This window comes from Ensifer adhaerens (genome assembly GCF_002007205.1).
Classification (GTDB): domain Bacteria; phylum Pseudomonadota; class Alphaproteobacteria; order Rhizobiales; family Rhizobiaceae; genus Ensifer; species Ensifer adhaerens_D.
Map to the genome: position 1 here is coordinate 304,986 of NZ_LAZS01000010.1, position 14,259 is coordinate 319,244.

The window sequence follows — 14,259 nt, forward strand, 5'->3', positions numbered from 1 at the left end:
TGGCCGCGTAGGAGACATCAATGGCGCCCAGGGCAAGTTGGAAAGGTTATCTCAAACTCAGTCTCGTCAGTTGCCCCGTCAGGCTCTATCCGGCGACCAGTTCGAGCGAGCGCATCAGCTTCAATCAGTTGCACAAGGACACCCATAACCGGATCAACATGAAGCCGGTCGACCCGGAGCTCGGCCTCGTCGAACGCTCCGACCTGGTCAAGGGTTACGAATACGAAGACAAGAAATACATCATCATCGAAGACGCCGACCTCGAAAGCGTCAGGATCGAATCCAACCACACGATGAACATCGAGGCTTTCGTCGACGAAGGCTCGGTCGACGTGATCTACCAGGACGCGCCCTATTATCTCGCGCCCGATGGCGCGATGGCCGAGGAAACCTTCGTCGTCCTGCGCGAAGCGCTGAAGAAAAGCGGCAAGCTGGCGATTGCGCGCCTCGTACTTTCGAGCCGTGAACGGGTGATAACCATCGGCGCCCGCGAAACCGGCATGTTCGTGTGTACTCTTAGAAACCCGAGCGAAGTGCGTGGAACCGCTGAATATTTCGGAAACATCCCCGTCGGTCACCCCGATCCGGAAATGCTGCAGCTTGCCGAAGCTCTGATCCAACAGAAGATGACAGTCTTTGATCCGAAGAACTACGAGGATCGTTATGAGATCGCGCTGATGAAGATGATCCGCGAAAAGCTCAAGGGCCATAAGCCGATCATTGCGGCCGCTCCCGAGCGCGGTAATGTCATCAATCTCATGGATGCGTTGAAGGCGAGCCTGTCGCAGTCGAAACCGCCGGCAAAGAGCAAGGCCAAGGCCGAACCGGCCGCCAAGGAAACAACCAAGGCGGTGGCGCCTGCCAAGCGGACGGCGGCAAAACCGGCTGCGAAGAAGAAAGCCTGATGGCTGTTGCAGGCCAGACAATCGGTATCGTCGGGGCGCTTTCGGCGTTCCCGCGCCGCCTTGTGGCGCGGGAGGTAGAGCGCCAGCACGGACACTTGCGCCGTGGTGTCACGCGCCAGACGACCTATCTGGTGTTCGGTCGGAGCCTGCTCGCCAAATGGAGCGAAGCGGAGATCGAGGCCCGTTTCGATGCCGAGCATGCGGCCGGGCGATGGCTTCTCAGCGAGAATGGGTTCCTTCGCCTCCTGGGACTGTTGTCGGTGCCGACGGCATCGGCGCTCACGCGCCAGTCGTTGATCGATCAGGCCAGGCTTTCGCCACGGGTCTTCGATCTGTTCTCCCTGTTCGACGCTTTCGAGCACGACAGCGAACCCTATTCGTTCCGTGATCTCATCCTTGCGCGGAAATATGCGGAGTTGATCGCCAGCGGGGCGAGCTGGAGCGCGATCGCCCGGTCTGTGCACCGGTCAGGACAGGTCGCCTCGTTGACGGCGCTTTCGCTGCACCACGGCGGGACCGACGCGATCTATGCCCGCAGCACCGAGGGCCTGAGCGAGCTCAATGGACAGTTGCTCTTCGATCTCGGCACGCCCGACAATGCCGCCTTGGAAGATCTCTTCGATCTGGCGGAGGAGGCGGAGGCGAACGGTGACTACGAAGAGGCTGCCGCCTTCTATCAACGCTATCTTGCCATGGACCGGACGGATTCAGTCGCAGCCTTCAACCGTGCCAATTGCCTGAAAGCTGCTGGACGGGAGCTGGACGCGGCGCATGACTACGCCCGCGCGATCAAGCTCGATCCATCCTTCGTCGAGGCCTGGTTCAATCTGGCCGGGCTGATGAGCGAGCGGGGCCGGGCCGACGCCGCGCGCCGGCATCTCGAGAGGGCGATCGAGATTGACGGCGACTATGCCGACGCTGTCTTCAATCTGGCGAAACTCGAATTCGATGCCGGTGACCTTGGTGAAGCGAGGCGTTTGTGGAGCCGCTATCTCGAACTCGACAACGATAGCGAATGGGCGCGGACGGCGGAGCGCGGCGTGCAATATATCGATCTGCACGGCCGACCCAGAACAGCGGGTTGATATGGGCGACAAATTCCTTCTCGACGGACCTGACGATGCTGATGTCACCATTCTTCTCGCCCATGGCGCCGGCGCGCCGATGGATTCCGCCTCGATGACCGCAACAGCCAAGGCACTGGCGGAAGCCGGCTTTCGTGTCGCCCGCTTTGAGTTCGGCTACATGGCGGCACGGCGGATATCGGAGGGACGCAGACCGCCACCGCGCGCCGAAACGCTCAACCCGGAATATCTTGCCGCCATCGACGCGCTCGGGGCGGAGGGGCCGCTTATCATCGGCGGCAAGTCGATGGGCGGGCGGGTTGCGAGCATGGTCGCCGATCAGTTGCACGCGGCCGGCAAGATCGCCGGGCTGCTCTGCCTCGGCTACCCTTTCCATCCGCCGGCAAAGCCCGAGCAGTTGCGCACCAAACATCTCGCCGACCTGAAGACCCCGACCCTGATCTGCCAGGGTACCCGCGACGAATTCGGCACGCGCGAGGAGGTTCCGGGCTATACGCTCTCCGACGCGATCGAAGTCCTGTGGCTCGAGGACGGCGACCACGACCTGAAGCCGCGCAAGAGCCTTTCCGGCTTTTCGACGGCGGATCACTTACGGACGGTCGCCGATGCGGTCGCATCCTGGGCCGCCCGGCTGACGCGCTGATCTGTCGATCGGGATGAAGATCGCCACCTTCAACATAAACGGCATCAACAAGCGGCTCGAAAACCTGATCGCCTGGCTGCATCGGGCCAGGCCCGACATCGTTTGTCTGCAGGAACTGAAAGCGACCGATCGCCAGTTTCCGCGATCGGCGATCGAGGCGGCCGGTTATGGCGCGGTCTGGCAGGGGCAATCGGCCTGGAACGGCGTTGCGATCCTTGCCCGAGACAGCGAGCCGGTGCTGACCCGCGTCGGGCTCGACGGCGATCCCTCCGATAGCCAGGCGCGTTACATCGAGGCCGCCGTCAGCGGCATTCTCGTCGCTTGCCTCTACGCCCCCAACGGCAATCCGCAGCCCGGGCCGAAGTTCGACTACAAGCTTGCCTGGCACGCGCGAATGGCCAGACATGCTGCCGAACTCTACGCGCTTGATCTGCCTGTCGTGCTTGCCGGCGATTACAACATCGTGCCGGAACCGCGGGACATCTACACGACCACGTCCTACGACGACAACGCGCTGGTGCAGCCGGAAAGTCGTGCTGCCTTCAGTGAACTCCTCGACCAGGGATGGCTCGATGCACTGCGCAAAATCCATCCGAAGGAACAACTCTTCACCTTCTGGGACTATCGCCGGAACCGGTGGCAGCGCGATGCGGGGCTGCGGCTCGACCATTTTCTGCTCAGCCGGAAGCTTTCCCGAAAGCTCACCGGCGCTGGTATAGACCGCGAGGTTCGTGGGATCGAGGGTGCGAGCGATCACGCCCCGGTGTGGATCACGCTCCGCGATTGACCTCGCTATTTTGCGGCAGTGAAAGTGCGAGCCGACGCGCAGCGGTGATAGTGTTTCGCATCGTCCGCGGCTATTCGCAGCTCTCATCCGGCTTAAACCGGTCCGGCTGTGGACCGGCGGCCAACCGCGACGTCCAAGCCACTGAACACCAAGGAGAACCGCATGAAAATCAGCGCGCGCAATCGCCTCAAGGGCAAGATCGTCGAAGTGATCAAGGGCGCGACCACCGCTCATGTCCGTATCGACGTCGGCGGCTCGATCGTGACCGCAGCCATCACCAACGAGTCGGTTGACGAATTGGGTCTGAAGGTCGGCGGCGAGGCCTACGCGGTCATAAAGGCCTCGGACGTCATGGTCGGGATCGACTGAAACGCCCAAGGGCGCGTTGGAGCTTCCGTCGCGCCCAGTTTATCCGTTGCCCGATCACGCCTTCTGGCAATGAGGCGCACCAGTGCCACCGGTCTCGAAATCGCCGCGCTGCGGCGGCGCGATCGGCTTGAACAGGGTCCGGTCGGGCTTGAGATCGAGGAGCGGCGTGCCGTCGAGGCAATCGAGACCGCGCACGAGTAGGACAGAGCCTTCCACAGCTTCGAGCTTGACGATCGAGGTGCCGATCGGATTGGGGCGGACCGGCGAGCGCAGCGAAAATGTCCCATGCACCTCGCCGTTGCTGGCCGGGCTTTGCAGGACCAGGTCGCGCCGCGATCGGTCGAGCCAGTAGAGGATTTCCAGCCGTTCGAAAGCGTCCACGCCTTTCAGCGCCTGAACCCAGGGTTCGAACATCTCGATGCGGCAGAGCGGACCATCGTGCCGGCCCTGGCGTGGGGTTTCCATGCGCGAGGTCCAGGGCGTTGCGATGCGGCCGATGAAGACGAGGCCGGCGTCGGTTGGCGCTGGCGGATCCACGACCACCTCGTTCTCACGGATTTCGTTCTGGCGAACCATGGTTTGTTCCTTTCATGTCAGAGGGGGTGGCGAAGCGCGGCGCACAGAGGCGGGCCTCGCTGCCGTCGATCGAGCCGATCACCACATCGATGTCATAGAGTTGCTTCAGGGCAGCGGGCGTCAACACGTGGCTCGGAGAGCCAAGCGCGTTGAGTTTCGAGGCGTGGAGCAGCGCGACGCGGTCTGCCACGAGGAAGGCGTGATCCGGATTGTGCGTCGAGAGCACGACCGAAAGCCCGCGCGTGGCCAGCGCCCGGATGTGCGAGAGCACCCGCATCTGGTTGCCGTAGTCGAGATTGGCGGTCGGCTCGTCCATGACGAGGATGGACGGCTCCTGCGTGACTGCACGGGCGATCAGCGCCATCTGGCGCTCGCCGCCACTGATCTCGGTATAGGGCCGCATGGCGAGATGGGTCATGCCAAGTCCGGCAAGCGCCTCCATGGCGATCCGACGATCGCGGGAGCCAGGCGATGCGAATGGTGCGAGGTGAGGGGCTCGTCCCATCAAGACCACCTCCAGCACCGTGAACGGGAAAAGTGCTGCATGCGCCTGCGGAACATAGGCGATCCGTTTGGCGCGCTCACGCCGCGGCCAGGCGGAAAGCGGTTGTCCGTTGAGGAGAATATCGCCGGCCTTGACCGGCAGGAGACCGAGAACGGTCTTGAAAAGCGTCGTCTTGCCGGCGCCGTTGGGGCCGAGCAGGGCCAGGACCTCGCCGGACGCAAGCGACAGGGAGACATTCTCACCCACCGTGCGTCCGCCATAGCCAAAGGCGAGATCCCTGATTTCCAGCGTCATTGCCAGGCTCTCCGGCCGGAGGCGAGAAGCCACAGGAAGAACGGCGCGCCAACCGCGGCCGTCAGGATGCCGAGCGGCACTTCGGTGAGCGCGATGCTGCGCGCCAGCATGTCGACGACGAGCAGATAGGCAGCACCTGATATCATCGAGGCCGGCAGCAGGCGGCGGAAGTCCGGGCCGACCAGCATGCGGGCGATATGCGGGATGACGAGGCCGATCCAGCCGATGACGCCGCAGACGGAGACAGCAGCCGCGGTGATCAGCGTTGCCGCGGCGATCAGCACGGAGCGCGTAAGACGCGTGTCGACGCCCAAGGTCTGGGCTTCCTCGTCGCCGAGTGTCATCAGGTTCATGCGCCAGCAAAAGAGCACCAGCGGCACCAGCCCGACCAAAAGCGCCGGCAGGATCGAGACGACGTCGAGACGGGTGATCGCCGTCAGGCTGCCGAGCAGCCAGTAGGTGATTGCCGGCAGCTGGTCGTAGGGATCGGCGAGGATCTTGATCAGCGATATGCCGGCGCCGACGAGCGCCCCGATGGCGATCCCCGCCAGAACCAGCGTCAGCGCCGGATCGCGTCCACGGATTGCCAAGCCCACGGCATAGACCGCCCCGACCGCCAGCAGTCCACCGGCAAAGCTGATCGCCTGGATTGCAAGGACCGGAAGCGACAGAAAGATGCCGATGACGGCGCCGAGACTGGCGCCTCCGGAAACGCCGAGAATATCGGGCGAAACGAGAGGATTGCGGAAGAGCCCCTGATAGGTGGCGCCGGCTGCGGCAAGTGCCGCGCCGATCAGGATCGCGCCTACCACGCGCGGCAGCCGCACGTTCCAGAGCACGGTCGACAGCACCGGATCAGTTGCCTGCCCGGAAGAAGCCGCGCGCAGCGCTGCGACAATCTCCGATGGGCCGGCATATTTGCCGACCGACATCGACGCCAGCGCCAGCAGAAAGAGCGCGCCGACGAGCAGCCAGAGGCCGCCCTTGCGCTCGGCGGCCATCATGTCCTGCGTTTCCTGTCTCCGGTTCATTTCGAAGCCGGCACCGCCCCCTTCAGGAGCGTCGCCACTTGTTCGTCCGTCAGGTCGACCTGGTAGAACAGCTTGTAGAAATCGCGGGTCTCAGCCTTCAGGTCACCCTTGAAGCGGTCGGGATAGAACAGCTTCTGCAGCCAGACGACGCCGATCAGGCGGTTGATGGCGGGCGGTGAATCGAACCAGCCGTAGGGAAGCGACGGCGCGGTGAATACCCGGCCGTCCGTGACGGCCCTCATGTCAGCCCAGAGCGGGTCCTTCTTCGCCGAGGCTGCAAACTTGCCGCTTGCCGCGATGATGGAGTCCGGGTTCCAGGAGAAGATCTGTTCGTGCGAGACCTGCGTCAGGCTGCCCTTGCCGGCGGCCGCCGCGACATTCTCGGCGCCGACGGCTTCGAGGATCTCGACATTGATGGAGCCGGAAAGCCCCGTTTCCAGCCCTTCTGGGCCGCGGCCGTAATAGACGCGCGGCCGCTGATCAGCGGGGATCTTGGCGAGCCTGTCGTTCAGATCCTTGATCTGCCGATCGGCGTAGGCCGCGAGTGTCTCAGCGCGCTCAGTCACGCCAAGCAGCGCGCCGACGTCGCGCAGCGTCTTGCCGCTGTCGGCGAAACGGCCGTCGATCAGCACGTAAGGAATGCCGGTCTGCGCCTGCACCTTGTCGGCAAGCGAGCGGTAGGTGTCGTTGATGGTGCCGACGTCGAGAATGATGTCCGGCTTGGCGGCGAGCACCGCCTCGACATTGGCGCTGCCGCCCTTGCCGGTAAGTTGGCCGTAGGTCGGCAGATCGCGGACCGACGGCATCAGATATGCCTTTTGCTCATCCGTCGGCTCGCGCACCCAGCCGGCGAGCTTGTCCGGCGCCAGGACATAGGTCAGCACCGAGGCGGGAGGGCCGGCGGCAAGCACGCGGGTGATGGTATCGGGAACCTCGACTGTTCGCCCTGCGGCGTCGGTGATCGTACGCGCCTCGGCTGCGCCTGAGGCAAGGCCGAGCATGGCGGAGAGGATTATCGCAAGAGATTTCAACATGGAGGCCACGATAGCGAGAGGGATCGGTCGGGCGCACTATGGCACGGCGTTATATCTCTTGGAATATATTGCCTGAAAAATCGCACTGAATGAACGGTGCCATACGGTGCAAGCGATGTCCTCCTTGCCGGCGGAGGCGGCTCTCTGCCATCTCATTCTTTTCCCATCTCTTTTTGAGATGGCGCGATCGAATAAGTCTATTTGCCAAATCGGCGGGCCATCGACATTGTCCCGGTCGAGGAGAAACTCTTTTAGGACATTGCCGTGGAATACAATCGCTTTGGCCAGACCGGCCTGAAGACGTCATCCCTTTGCCTTGGCACCATGGGTCTCGGTTCTTCCAAGTGGAAGGGCTGGGTTCTCGACGAGGGCCGGTCCGTTCCGGTCCTGAAGGCCGCGCTGGACGCCGGCATCAACTTCTTCGACATGGCCGACTGGTACTCGACCGGGCTCAACGAGCGCGTCGTCGGCCGCACGCTTCTGTCGATGACCAGCCGCGAAAACCTGGTGCTGACCACCAAGGCGTTTTACGCCATGAGCGACAGCCCGAACGACCAGGGCCTTTCGCGCAAGCATCTGATGAAGTCGATCGACCGTTCGCTCGAGCAGATGGGCACCGACTATGTCGATATCTACATGGTCCACGCCTTCGATCCGGATACGCCGATCGAGGAGACCATGTCGGCGCTGCACGACATCGTCAAATCCGGCAAGGCCCGCTATCTCGGCGCCTCGACCATGTATGCCTGGCAGTTCGCCAAGATGAACCATGTCGCCGAGAAGAACGGCTGGACGCCCTTCATCAACATGCAGTGCCAGTATTCGCTGCTCTACCGCGAGGAAGAGCGCGAGATGATGCCCTACTGCAAGGACGAGGGCATTGCGGTCACGACCTTCTCGCCACTGGCGCGTGGCTATCTCGCCGGGGGCGGCTCGGCTCCGCGCATCGCCCATGATCTCTATCTCGACTGGTTCGGCGATGAGATCGATCGGGAAATCGCCAACAGGGTCAACGAGTTGGCGCGCAAATACGGCAAGACCGCAAGCCAGATCGCCCAGGCCTGGGTGATCGGCTCCGGCAACAGCACCGTGCCGATTTTCGGCGCCGAAAGCCCCGAGCAGGTCGAAGCCGCCCTCGAGGCGGCGAAGATCGAGCTTGATGCCGTCGATCGCGCCTATCTCGAAGAGCCCTACCGGCCGCGCGACATGATCAACGACTACAACCCGGTCCGTCGCCCGCGCGCTCTGTCCGCGCCGGCCGCCACGCTCGCCGTGGCGTCCTGATCTACATCCTCAGTCTGGAGAACACCCATGCTTTTCATCGGTGAAGGTTTCGAGGGTTCCGGCCCGAATGCCGCGCACATCAATCTCTATCTCGGACCGAAGGATGGCCCGATCGCCGGCGCGCTGGCGACGGCGGCCGCAAGCCCTGGGCCCGGCCACCTGCCTTTCCAGGCGATCCTGAAGCCGAACCTGCCGGCAAAGCCGGTGACGCTGTTCATTGCCAAGGCGGTGCTGCAGCCGGGTACCCATGAGACCATGACCTGGGGACCCGCCCAGGCGGGCGTTGCCGCCGGCATCACCGAAGCGCTGCTCGATGGCACGCTCCCGACTGAGGCCGAGGATGGCTGGCTGGCGATCGCCGCCGTCTGGGTGAACCCGACGGCCGACGACGCCGAGGCCGTTTACGCTCACAACAGGACGGCGACACATATGGCGGCGAAACGCGCGCTGACCCGCAACTGGCCGTCGCGCGACGAACTGAAGCAGGGCCTGCTCACCGTCGGCAATCCGTTCTTCACGCCAAAGGCTGCCTGATCCATGCAGCTTGTAGAACGCCAGGCCCTGGTGGGCGGAGAGTGGAAAGACGCGACCTATGAGAAGCGGTTTTCGGTCCTCAATCCCGCCGATGGGAGCGAGATCGCCCGCGTTGCCGATTGCGGGACGACGGAAGCCCAGCAGGCCCTCGATGCCGCTGAGATAGCATTTCGAAGCTGGCGGCAGACCACGGCCGCCCAGCGCTCCGAGGTGCTGCGGCGCTGGGCCGGCTTGATGCTCGACCGACAGGAGGAGCTTGCGCGGCTCCTCACCGCCGAACAGGGCAAGCCGCTCGCGGAAGCCCGCGGTGAGGTCGCCTATGCTGCCGGGTTCCTGACCTGGTTTGCGGAGGAGGGCCGTCGCTCCCACGGCGGCGTCGTGCCGCCGCATCGGAACGACGCCCGCATCGTCGTGATGAAGGAGCCGGTCGGTGTCGTCGCCGCGGTCACGCCCTGGAATTTCCCGCTGGCAATGATTACCCGCAAGATCGGTCCGGCGCTTGCGGCCGGCTGCACCATCGTCATCAAGCCCGCCGAGGATACGCCGCTGTCGGCGCTGGCGCTCGCCCGTCTCGGCGAGGAGGCCGGCGTTCCGGCCGGCGTCGTCAGCATCGTGACGACGACGTCACCCGCCGATGTCGTCGGCGTCTGGATGGCGAGCCCCGCCGTGCGCAAGTTCTCCTTCACCGGTTCGACGGCGACAGGAAAGCTGCTGATGCGCCAATGCGCCGATACGGTGAAACGCGTCAGCCTCGAACTCGGCGGCAACGCGCCGCTGATCGTCTTCGACGATGCCGATATCGAACTTGCGGTCCGCGGCACGATTGCCTCGAAGTTTCGCAACACGGGACAGACCTGCGTCTGCGCCAACCGCATCCTCGTCGAAGACGGGATTTACGACCGCTATGCGGCTGCCCTTAGCAAGGCCGTCGCAGCGCTCAAGGTGGCGCCCGGCGTCGAGGAGGGTACAGCCCAGGGGCCGCTCATCAATGCGGCCGCGCTCACGAAGGTCGAGCGGCACGTCGCCGATGCGATCGCAAAGGGTGCAAGCGTGCTGACCGGTGGCGTGCGCCACGACCGCGGCGGGCTCTTCTATGCGCCGACGGTCCTCAGGGACGTGACGCCTGACATGGCGCTGGCGCAGGAAGAGACATTCGGGCCTGTGGCCGGTCTCTTCCGCTTCCGCGGAGAACAAGAGGCAATCGCGCTCGCCAACGCAACGGAAACAGGGCTTTCCGCCTATTTCTTCACCCGTGACATCGGCCGCGCCTGGCGTGTTGCCGCAGCGCTCGAAGCGGGCATGGTCGGCATCAATGAAGGGGTGATTTCGACCGAAGTCGCGCCCTTTGGCGGAATCAAGCAATCGGGTCTCGGTCGTGAAGGCGCGAGCGAAGGCCTCGATGAGTATTTGGAAAGCAAATACGTGCTCTTCGGAGGGCTCTCGGTACAGTAAGAGATCGCTCCCCGCCCGAACAGAAAGGATCCGACCATGGATCGCCGTCGCCTTCCTCTCAATGCCCTGCGCGCCTTCGAGGCCGTGGCGCACTACAACAGCTTCACCGATGCTGCGAATGCGCTCAACATTTCGCAGAGCGCGCTTTCGCGCCACGTCATCGGGCTCGAGGAAACGATCGGACACAAGCTGTTCGAGCGGGGGCACAAGTCGATCACGTTGACGGTCGAGGGAAGAGCGCTGCTTGCAGGCGTCGTGAAGGGCTTAGATCGCATCGCCCAGGCGCTGAGGGAGGTCGGCCAGGCCGAGGGCCAGAAGCGCAAGCTGCGCATCAACCTGCCGCCGAGCTTTGCGATGAAGCTCACCGTGCCGCTCTTGACCGATTTTCGGCGCAGCTTCCCGGAAGTGCTTTTTGAAGTGTCGACGCCCTATGGCGGCCCGAACAGCGAATTCGACCTTGCCGTTGTCTACAGCCGCCCGACGGTCGACGAGTGGATCACCGACCTGCTCTGGGAGGAGCGTCCGACGATCCTTTGCCATCCGGATCTGATGCGCAACGGCTCGCCCGATATCGGCGCCTTCATCACGGAAAACGAGATCGTCCATATCAAGATCGTCGATCTCGATCCGCACCACATGTGGCAGCGCTTCGTTCTGCAGAACGGTATTACGGACGTTGCGACCGCCCGCGGCGTGACCTTCGACAGCGCGAGCCTTGCCGTCCAGTACGTGCTTTCGGGACACGGACTGGTGCTCGTCGATCCGGTGCTGTTCCGCGACGAGATCGAGAGCGGGCGGCTCGTGGCGCCCTTCGAGGCCGATTACTACGAGGGCTTCGGCTACTACCTGAAAATCGATGCCGACGGACTGGCGGATCCGCTGATTGCCGGCTTCCGCTCCTGGCTCATCAGCCGGTTCAGGAACAACGGCCGGCCGGATGGCCATCGAAGGGGTTTACGCGTGATCGGTGGCACCGACACCGCCTAAGAAACAAATCATGGAGGAGGAAACATGAAAGATCTGAAGACAAACAGCGGCAAGCCGCTTCATTCGTCCGTCAAGGACCTGGTCGAGCAGGTCCGCTCCGGCGCGATCGACCGCCGCTCGTTCCTGCGCGCCAGTGCCTGGCTCGGCGTTTCCGTCGCGTCGGCCAGCGCCTTTGCCGGCATGAAGGGTGAGGCATTTGCCCAAACGGAAACCCCCGCTGACGGTGGCAAGCTGCGTTTTGCGTGCCAGATCCAGGAGCTGACGGATCCGATGCTTTCGAGCTGGATCGAGGCTTCCAATCTTTATCGCAACTGCCTCGAATTCCTCACCTATGTCGACGCCGACAACATCACCCATCCCTATCTCGCCAAGAGCTGGACGCCGTCCGAAGACCTGAAGGTCTGGGACTTTGAGCTGGATGAGCGCGCCAAGTGGTCGAATGGCGATGCCTTCACGCCCGAGGACGTGATCTTCAACATCGAACGCTGGATCGCGCCGGATTCGCAATCGTCGAACAAGACCGCTTTTTCCGCCGTCGAGAAGGTCGAGAAGACGGGCGATCACAGCGTGCGCATTACCCTGTCGCGCGGCGTCTCCTCGTTGCCCGAGCAACTCTATTCCTATACCTGCCCGATGGTGCATCGCAATTTCGTCAAGGACGGCGGCAACTGGCCGGCGAACCCGATCGGAACCGGTCCGTTCGCGCTCGCAAGCTTCGAGGTCGGTCGCCAGGCCGTATTCAACAAGCGCGCGGATTACTGGGGAACGCCGGCACATCTCGACGAGATCCACTATATCGACATGGGTACCGACGTGACCACGCATCTGGCGGCGCTTGCGAGCGGACAGATCGACGTGATCTATCGCGCCAGCATCGCCGAATACGACCTGATGAAATCGCTGCCGAACATTCAGGTGCTGAAGGCCAACCCGGCGCATACGCTGGTTATGCGCATGCAGGTGGATGCAAAACCGTTTGACGACATCCGCGTCCGCAAGGCGATCCAGCTTGCAGCCGACAACAAGCAGATGCTCGACGTCGCCTACCGCGGCGAGGGCGTCATCGGTGCGAACGTGCACGTTTCGCCGACGCAGCCGGACTATTTCCCGCTGGAACCGGTCGCCCGCGACGTCGATAAGGCGAAGGCGCTGCTTGCCGAGGCCGGCTACAAGGACGGGCTCGACATCGAACTGACGCTCGGCAACACGCAGGGCAAATGGGAGCAGGACACCGCCCAGGTGCTGCAGCAGAACCTTGCGGAAGCCGGCATCCGGCTGAAGCTCAATGTGCTTCCGGCCTCGCAATACTGGCCGGTCTGGGACAAGGTTCCTTTCGGTCTGACCTATTGGGCGCATCGCCCGCTCGGCTCGATGACGCTGGACCTTGCCTATCGTTCCGGTGGTGCCTGGAACGAGAGCCACTTTGCCAGCAAGGAGTTCGACGCGGCCCTCGACAAGGCGATGGCGGTGGTCGATCCGGCCAAGCGCAGCGAGGCGATGAAAGAGGTCGAACAGATCCTCCAGGACAACGCCGTGATCGTGCAGGCCTATTGGCCGAGCCGCTTCTGCGCGACGTCGATGAAGGTCAGAAACTACAAGCTGCACCCGGCGGATTATTTCCGCATGGACGGCATCTGGCTCGCCCAGGCGTAACTTTCGGAAGGGCCGCGTCTCTAGAGCATCCTGCCTTCAAGTGGAATCACTTACGGGCGGAAAGATGCTCTAGAATCAAAATGCTAGAGCGTCCCTTGTGCGTTCGTATGAACGCGGCGCTCTAGCGCGGCCCTGAACCCATCCGGCGAGGAGTGCCCCTTTGACCCTGATCCTGTTTATCGTCCGCAAGCTCGGCGGCGCGGCGGCGGCCATGCTGACCGTGTCCTTCCTTGTGTACCTGGCGCTTGAGGTCAACGTCGAGGACGTTGCCGTCAAGGTGCTCGGCCAATTCTCGACGGATGCGCAGCGCGCCGCCTGGCTGACGGCCAACGGCTACGACGATCCGTTCTTCATCCGCTACGGTCGCTGGCTGTGGTCCTTCGTCACTGGCAATTGGGGCGATTCCACCTATTACCGTGCGCCGGTGATCGACCTCGTGCCTGATCGACTCGCCGCTTCCGGTATCCTGGCGGGCGGAGCGCTGCTGGTCATGGTTCCGGTCGGATTGCTTGCCGGCATCCTGGCCGGCATGCGGCCGGGCTCGCTCATCGACCGGGCGGTGTCGCTGCTGTCGATCGTCACCACCTCGATCCCGGATTTTGCCTCGGCGGTGTTTCTCTCCGCGGTCTTCGTCTTCTGGCTCAACTGGCTTCCGGGCGCAAGCACGATGCTCTCGGGCTTTTCGCTGAGCGAAATGGTTCTGCCCGTCCTGGTGCTCGCCTTCTATTCGACCGGCTATCTGGCGCGCGTCACGCGCGCCTCGATGGTCGAGGTCATGGGCACGCATTACATCCGCACAGCGCGCCTGAAGGGCGCGAGCCCGGCGCGGATCGTCTGGCGCCATGCGCTGCGCAACGCGCTGATCACGCCAGTCACCGTCATCATGCTGCAATTGCCGTGGCTGCTGTCCGGCGTCATCGTCGTCGAGGTCTTCTACGCCTACAAGGGTTTCGGCACGCTGCTTTACGACGCCGCGCTCAACAGCGATATCCGCCTCGTCGAGGCCTGCGCCATGGTCAGCGTTCTGGTCGTCGTTGCCACCCAGATCCTCTCCGACATCGCATATGGCTGGCTCAATCCTCGCGTCTCGCTGCTCGAAGCGACGATGGGCAACAAATAG

Annotated in this window: 15 protein-coding genes; 11 read left to right on the plus strand and 4 right to left on the minus strand. The window is 63.3% G+C overall.

Annotated elements, in window-relative coordinates; translation table 11 throughout:
* Positions 1-20: 20 nt before the first annotated feature.
* The 5 genes from XB14_RS23430 (at position 21) to XB14_RS23450 (ending at position 3,789) form a co-directional block, all read left to right on the plus strand.
* Complete coding sequence (locus tag XB14_RS23430) at positions 21-905, plus strand: Ku protein (protein ID WP_077964669.1); 885 nt, start codon at positions 21-23, stop codon at positions 903-905.
* Positions 905-1,990 carry a tetratricopeptide repeat protein gene (locus tag XB14_RS23435; protein WP_077964670.1) on the plus strand — a complete coding sequence of 362 codons (1,086 nt, stop codon included), beginning with the start codon at positions 905-907 and terminating at the stop codon, positions 1,988-1,990. Before XB14_RS23430 ends, XB14_RS23435 begins: the two co-directional genes overlap by 1 nt.
* A 1-nt stretch (position 1,991) precedes the next feature.
* Positions 1,992-2,633, plus strand: a complete 642-nt coding sequence (locus XB14_RS23440; RefSeq protein WP_077964671.1) for an alpha/beta fold hydrolase — start codon at positions 1,992-1,994, stop codon at positions 2,631-2,633.
* 13 nt (positions 2,634-2,646) lie between these two features.
* Positions 2,647-3,420 (plus strand): exodeoxyribonuclease III, encoded by a 774-nt coding sequence (gene xth / locus XB14_RS23445; RefSeq protein ID WP_077964684.1) that lies wholly within the window; start codon positions 2,647-2,649, stop codon positions 3,418-3,420.
* Between the two features lie 162 nt (positions 3,421-3,582).
* On the plus strand, positions 3,583-3,789 hold the full coding sequence (locus XB14_RS23450) for a TOBE domain-containing protein (protein ID WP_034799649.1): 207 nt from the start codon (positions 3,583-3,585) through the stop codon (positions 3,787-3,789).
* Positions 3,790-3,843: 54 nt separating this feature from the next.
* On the opposite strand, the gene tsaA is transcribed toward XB14_RS23450, so the two are convergent.
* The 4 genes from tsaA to XB14_RS23470 are packed head-to-tail and all read right to left on the minus strand — an operon-like array spanning position 3,844 to position 7,229.
* Positions 3,844-4,365: a tRNA (N6-threonylcarbamoyladenosine(37)-N6)-methyltransferase TrmO gene (gene tsaA / locus XB14_RS23455; RefSeq protein WP_077964687.1), complete on the minus strand. Its 522-nt coding sequence runs from the start codon at positions 4,363-4,365 to the stop codon at positions 3,844-3,846.
* The gene (locus XB14_RS23460; protein ID WP_077964690.1) at positions 4,340-5,164 is read right to left on the minus strand and encodes an ABC transporter ATP-binding protein; all 825 of its coding nucleotides are present in this window, start codon (positions 5,162-5,164) and stop codon (positions 4,340-4,342) included. Before XB14_RS23460 ends, tsaA begins: the two co-directional genes overlap by 26 nt.
* Positions 5,161-6,165, minus strand: coding sequence for a FecCD family ABC transporter permease (locus XB14_RS23465; RefSeq protein ID WP_077964813.1), 1,005 nt, complete (start codon positions 6,163-6,165; stop codon positions 5,161-5,163). The genes XB14_RS23460 and XB14_RS23465 overlap by 4 nt, the downstream gene beginning before the upstream one ends.
* Before the next feature lie 26 nt (positions 6,166-6,191).
* Positions 6,192-7,229, minus strand: coding sequence for an iron ABC transporter substrate-binding protein (locus XB14_RS23470; protein WP_077964696.1), 1,038 nt, complete (start codon positions 7,227-7,229; stop codon positions 6,192-6,194).
* A 264-nt stretch (positions 7,230-7,493) separates the two neighbouring features.
* On the opposite strand from XB14_RS23470, the gene XB14_RS23475 reads away from it, so the two are divergent.
* From XB14_RS23475 to XB14_RS23500, 6 genes are all read left to right on the plus strand, one after another.
* On the plus strand, positions 7,494-8,513 hold the full coding sequence (locus tag XB14_RS23475; protein ID WP_077964698.1) for an aldo/keto reductase: 1,020 nt from the start codon (positions 7,494-7,496) through the stop codon (positions 8,511-8,513).
* Positions 8,514-8,540: 27 nt separating this feature from the next.
* Positions 8,541-9,047 (plus strand): formaldehyde-activating enzyme, encoded by a 507-nt coding sequence (gene fae / locus XB14_RS23480; protein ID WP_077964700.1) that lies wholly within the window; start codon positions 8,541-8,543, stop codon positions 9,045-9,047.
* 3 nt (positions 9,048-9,050) lie between these two features.
* Positions 9,051-10,499, plus strand: a complete 1,449-nt coding sequence (locus XB14_RS23485; RefSeq protein ID WP_077964702.1) for an NAD-dependent succinate-semialdehyde dehydrogenase — start codon at positions 9,051-9,053, stop codon at positions 10,497-10,499.
* Between the two features lie 36 nt (positions 10,500-10,535).
* Entirely contained in the window at positions 10,536-11,486 is a 951-nt protein-coding gene (locus XB14_RS23490; protein WP_077964704.1) for a LysR family transcriptional regulator, read from the plus strand.
* Between the two features lie 24 nt (positions 11,487-11,510).
* A complete protein-coding gene (locus tag XB14_RS23495) occupies positions 11,511-13,139 on the plus strand; it encodes an ABC transporter substrate-binding protein (protein WP_077964706.1) in 1,629 nt (542 codons plus the stop codon).
* A 160-nt stretch (positions 13,140-13,299) separates the two neighbouring features.
* Positions 13,300-14,259 carry an ABC transporter permease gene (locus XB14_RS23500; RefSeq protein ID WP_210190041.1) on the plus strand — a complete coding sequence of 320 codons (960 nt, stop codon included), beginning with the start codon at positions 13,300-13,302 and terminating at the stop codon, positions 14,257-14,259.